Below are 5,691 nucleotides of genomic sequence, written 5' to 3' on the forward strand. Positions count from 1 at the left end.
AAAGGCTACCACAACGTCTCCATGCAGGAGATCGCCGAACGAACCGAGTTCGCCACCGGCACTCTGTACAAGTTTTTTCCGAGCAAGGAGGACCTGTACCGGAGTCTGGTTCTGGAAAAGTGCGAGAGCTTCGAGTTGGCCATTCAAAACGTCTTGGAAGCCGAGGCCGACGAGGCGGAAAAGCTTCGGGCCTATGTGGAGACCAAGGCCCGGCGACTCGTGGAGAATCTCGCCTTTGTCCGGCTCTTCCTGGCCGAAAGCAAGGGGGTGGGCTTCAACCTGAGGTCCGGCCTGGACGAGGAGTTACGCCAGAGATACTACGCCCATCTGGAACGCCTGGCGGCCGTCTTCGAGTCGGGCATGAAGCGTGGGCGGTTCAATCCCGTCGCCGAGCCCTATGCCTTGGCCGTGGCCCTGGACAATGTCATGGATTCCTTTTTCCTTCTCTGGTTGCACGATCCGGAAAAACTCACGTACCCCCAGAGCCCGGACCTGGTTCTGGACATCTTCTTCAAGCCTCTGCTCGCCGAACAGCAGTCTTTGTAACCAAAACATTCCATCAGCTTGCGGAGTACCGCCATGAAAACTGGGCCCGTTCGCCACGCACGAAAGAAGTTTTCGATTCTGACGATTCTTGCCGTCTGGCTTGCCCTGAATCCGACCGGGTCCGCTGGGGCCCAGCAGGCGTCGCCGCCGCCCCCGGAGGTGGCCGTGGTGACCATGACTCCGCGACCCGTGGTTCTAACCGTCGAACTTCCCGGCCGTACGGCATCCCGGGGGGTGGCCGAAATCAGACCCCAGGTCAGCGGCATCCTGCAGAAGCGGCTCTTCGAGGAAGGGGCCGACGTCAAGGCCGGGGACCTGCTCTATCAAATTGATCCCACCCCGTTCCGGGTGGCCCTGGATTCGGCCAAGGCCTCCCTGGCCAAGGCCAAGGCCCATCTGCCGGCCATCCGGTCCCGGGCCGAACGCTACAAGAGCCTTCTGGAAGGAGACGTCCTTGGTCGGCAGGACTACGACGACGCCTCGGCCGCCCTGGAACAGGTCCTGGCCGACATCATGTATTGGGAAACTCAGGTCGAGTCGGCCCGGATCAATGTCGAGTACACCCGAATCACGGCCCCCATTTCCGGACGCATCGGCCGTTCCAACGTCACCGTGGGCGCCCTGGTCACGGCCTACCAGGCCGTGCCTCTGTCCACCATCCAGCAACTCGACCCCATCCACGTGGACGTGGCCCAGTCATCCGTGGACTTTCTTCGCCTGCGTCGGAATCTTGAAACCGGTCTGATCAACACCGACGGCAAAAACGGTCGCAAGGTCCGCCTGCTTCTGGAGGACGGGAGTGCCTATCCCCAGGAGGGCACGCTCCAGTTCCGGGACGTCACCGTGGATCCGACCACCGGCTCCTACATTCTTCGCATCCTGGTCCCCAATCCGGACACGCTCCTCCTGCCGGGGATGTACGTCCGGGCCGAGATCCAGGAAGGGGTGGTCGACGAGGCCATTCTCGTTCCCCAGCAGGGCGTGACCCGGAATCACAAGGGCGAGCCCATGGTCCTGGTGGTGGACGAGAGCGACACGGTCCGGCAGCGAAAATTGATCCTGGACCGGGCCCTGGGCGACCAATGGCTGGTCAAGAGCGGCCTGGCCCCCGGGGACCGGGTGGTGGTCGAGGGGGCCATCAATGCCCGGCCGGGTACGGTGGTAAAACCCGTGCCCTTCGCGAAACCCGCTGGCCCAGACGCGGCCGTCGCCAACTGAGCGGGGGCGTCCATGTTGTCCAAATTCTTCCTCGATCGTCCGGTCTTCGCCTGGGTCATCGCCATCATCATCATGCTGGCCGGGGGTCTGGCCATCCACAACCTGCCAATTTCCCAGTACCCGCCCATCGCTCCGCCTTCCATCGCCATCGACGCCTTCTACCCCGGGGCCTCGGCCGAGACCGTGGAGAACAGCGTCGTCCAGATCATCGAACAGAAGATGACCGGGTTCGACAAGCTCCTGTACATGACGGCGGTCAGCGATTCCTCGGGCAGCGGACGCCTCGAGCTGACGTTCGCCCCGGGAACGGACCCGGACCTGGCCTGGTCCCAGGTCCAGAACAAGCTTCAACTGGCCATGGCCAGCCTGCCCGACGTGGTCCAGCGCCAGGGAGTCAAGGTCAGCAAGTCCACCCGGAACTATCTCATGATCGTCGGCCTGGTCTCCGAGGACGGGAGCATGGACGGCAACGACCTGCGCGACTACGCCCAGTCCAATGTGGAAAAGGTTCTGGCCAGGGTGCCCGGCGTGGGCGAGGTGGAGAGCTTCGGGGGCCAGTACGCCATGCGGATCTGGCTGGATCCCGACCGGCTGACCAAGTACGGCCTGACCATCGCCGACGTCATTGCCGCCCTGCGGTCGTACAACGTGGAGATCTCGGCCGGACAGTTCGGGGCCGCCCCGGCCGTGGAGGGTCAGAGGCTGAACGCCTCCATCAACGTCCAGACCCTGCTCAAGACCCCGGAGGAGTTCGAGGCCGTGCCCCTGCGCATCGGGCCGGACGGGGCCACGGTCCGAGTGGGCGACGTCGGCCGGGCCGAACTGGGCACCGAGCGCTACGAGACCGAGGCCTTGCACAACGGCCTGCCCGCAGCGGCCATGGCCGTCCGTCAGGCCGCCGGAGCCAACGCCCTGGACACGGCTGACGCCATCCGGGACAAGATGGAGGAACTGGCCCAGTTCTTTCCCCCAGGCATGAAGGTCATCTACCCCTACGACACCACGCCCTTCATCGAGGTGGCCATCGACGAGGTGGTTCAGGTCCTCTTCGAGGCCATCTTCCTGGTCTTCGTGGTCATGTTCCTTTTTTTGGGGAACTTCCGGGCCACCATCATCCCCACCCTGGCCGTGCCCGTGGTCGTGCTGGGCACCTTCGCCGTCCTGGGTCTTTTGGGCTACTCCATCAACATGCTGACCATGTTCGCCATGGTCCTGGCCATCGGGCTTCTGGTTGACGACGCCATCGTGGTCGTGGAGAACGTGGAGCGGGTCATGCAGGACGAGGGTCTATCCCCCCGCGAGGCCACCCGGAAATCCATGGAGGAGATCACCAGCGCCCTGATCGGCATCGGCCTGGTCCTTTCGGCCGTGTTCGGCCCTATGGCCTTTTTCGGCGGCTCCACCGGGGTCATCTACCGCCAGTTCTCGGTGACGGTCATCGCCGCCATGCTCCTCTCTGTTCTGGTGGCCCTCATCCTGACCCCGGTTCTCTGCGCCTCGCTCCTGAAACCCGTGCCCAAGGGCCACGACACCTCCGAGGCCGGATTTTTTCTGTTCCGGCCCTTCTTCCGGTACTTCAATCTGTCCTTCAACTGGATCCGGGATCGCTACACGGCCGTGGTCGGCCACATCCTGGGCCGCAAGCTCCGCTATCTCCTTGTCTATCTGCTCATCGTGGGCGGTCTGATCCATCTCTTTCAGCGCATGCCCACGGCCTACCTGCCCGACGAGGACCAGGGGATCATGATGATCCAGGTCCAGCTTCCCTCGGGGGCCACCCGGGAGCTGACCGATGCCGTCATCGACGAGGTCCGGACCTATTTTTTGGAGGAGGAAAGCGAGGCGGTGGAGGCCGTTCTGACCCTCTCGGGCCGGAGCTTTTCCGGGGCCGGGCAAAATCTGGGCATGGGGTTCGTCCGTCTCAAGGACTGGACAGAGCGCCAGCGGCCGGACCTGAAGGTGGACGCCCTGGCCGGCCGGGCCATGGGCCGGTTCGCGAGGATTCGCAACGCCCGGGTCTTTGCCTTTGCCCCGCCGGCGGTCATCGAGCTGGGCACCTCCAAGGGCTTCGACCTCCAGCTCCAGGATCGTGGCGGCATGGGTCACGAAGCCCTCATGGAGGCCCGGAACACTCTGCTCGGCAAGGCGGCCGGCGACGAACGCCTGACCCGGGTCCGGCCCAACGGCATGGAGGATGTCCCGGAATTTCGTGTGGACGTGGACTGGGACAAGGCCGGAGCCTTGGGTGTGTCCATCGACGCCATCCACCACACAATTTCCGCGGCCTTCGGCAGTTCCTATGTCAACGACTTCATCCAGGGCGGACGAGTCAAACGGGTCTATGTCCAGGCCGACGCCCCATACAGAATGTTGCCCAGCGACATCGACCGTCTCTTTGTCCGCAACGCCGCTGGAGGCATGACCCCGTTTTCGGCGTTCGCCACCGGCTCTTGGGAGTACGGGGCACCGAGGCTTGAGCGCTTCAACGCCTTTCCGTCCATGAACATCCTGGGAGAGGCCGCTCCGGGCCGAAGCACCGGCGAGGCCATGCAGGCCCTGGAGGAGATCGTGGCCGACCTGCCCCGGGACATCGGTCACGACTGGAGCGGCATCTCCTATCAGGAGCGCATGGCCACGGCCCAGACCGGGCTCCTCTACGCTTTTTCCATGATCGTCATCTTTCTCTGTCTGGCCGCTCTCTACGAGAGCTGGACCGTGCCTTTTGCCATCATGCTTGCCCTACCCCTGGGGGTCATCGGCGGGATTCTGGCCTCCACCTGGCGGGGATTTCCCAACGACGTCTATTTTCAGATCGGACTTTTGACTGTGCTCGGCCTGACCACCAAGAACGCCATCCTCATCGTCCAGTTCGCCATGGCCAAGGTGGCCGAGGGAGCCGGTCTTGTAGAGGCCACCCTGGAAGGGGCCAGGCTCCGCCTGCGGCCTATCGTCATGACCTCCCTGGCCTTCGGATTCGGAGTTCTGCCCCTGGCCTTGGCCAGCGGCGCCGGGGCCGGGGCCCAGACGGCCATCGGCACCGGAGTTTTGGGTGGCATGGTCACGGCCACCTTCCTGGCCATCTTTTTCATTCCCCTCTTCTACGTGACCGTGGTCAGGATCTTCGGACGGAAGGGGATGGGGCGGTCCGCCGGAAAGGACGGCCGGGTCAAAGAGAGCGGGGGCTCCTGACCCGGGCCAAAGGGGGACTCCCTTGGGCACCTGAAGGAGGTCATGGCCGATGATCCAGGTCACAAAGGATGTTTCCATCCCCGACGCGGAGGTCGAGATCCAGGCCATTCGGGCCTCGGGTCCGGGAGGCCAGAACGTGAACAAGGTGGCCTCGGGCATTCACCTCTTTTTCGATGTCGGGGCCTCGTCCCTGCCCGAGACCGTCAAACAGGGGCTCCTGGCCCTGAGCGACCGCCGGATCACCAGGGACGGAGTGGTCGTGATCAAGGCCGTCAGGCATCGGACCCAGGAGCAGAACCGGGACGACGCCATGAGCAGACTTCGGGAGTTCATCTTGGAGGCGATGGTGGAGCGGGCCCCTCGCAGGCCGACCAGGCCGCCCAGGTCGGCGGCCAAAAAGCGACTGGAAACGAAGAGCAGGGTCGGTCGGCTGAAAAAGTGGAGAAGGGCGGTGGATTCGGAGGATTGAGGCTTGCGGGCGAAAGCACAGCTGGAGCGTGTTTCGATGTGTCAACACATCTTTTTAGAGTTCGTTCAGCCCCTTTTCCCATTCCTTGCACAATTAAAAAAATAGCCAAGTGTTTGCCAATACTTCAAGAAAATCCCCGCCACCCAGGTCTTGGCCCGGAACGAATCGTCAGTCAACGACCTCGCCCTGAAGGACGAGGCTTGTAACTACACTCAGCCGCAATTCCTCTTGGAGGCTTTGGCTTCAACATGCGTTACGATAGGCCGGTT

The 5,691-nt window shown here is 63.3% G+C and carries 4 protein-coding genes; all 4 read left to right on the forward strand.

The features are described from left to right. Nucleotides 1-546 (forward strand): TetR/AcrR family transcriptional regulator (locus EOM25_11780; protein ID NCC25852.1); only part of this gene is annotated, 546 nt, incomplete at its 5' end. A gap of 33 nt (nucleotides 547-579) precedes the next feature. Further along, the gene (locus tag EOM25_11785) at nucleotides 580-1,764 is read left to right on the forward strand and encodes an efflux RND transporter periplasmic adaptor subunit (protein NCC25853.1); all 1,185 of its coding nucleotides are present in this window, start codon (nucleotides 580-582) and stop codon (nucleotides 1,762-1,764) included. A 15-nt stretch (nucleotides 1,765-1,779) separates the two neighbouring features. Next, nucleotides 1,780-4,953, forward strand: a complete 3,174-nt coding sequence (locus EOM25_11790; GenBank protein NCC25854.1) for an efflux RND transporter permease subunit — start codon at nucleotides 1,780-1,782, stop codon at nucleotides 4,951-4,953. A 49-nt stretch (nucleotides 4,954-5,002) separates the two neighbouring features. After that, nucleotides 5,003-5,422: an aminoacyl-tRNA hydrolase gene (locus tag EOM25_11795; GenBank protein NCC25855.1), complete on the forward strand. Its 420-nt coding sequence runs from the start codon at nucleotides 5,003-5,005 to the stop codon at nucleotides 5,420-5,422. Nucleotides 5,423-5,691: the final 269 nt, after the last annotated feature.

Source organism: Deltaproteobacteria bacterium (assembly GCA_009929795.1).
Taxonomy (GTDB): Bacteria; Desulfobacterota; Desulfovibrionia; order Desulfovibrionales; family Desulfomicrobiaceae; genus RZZR01.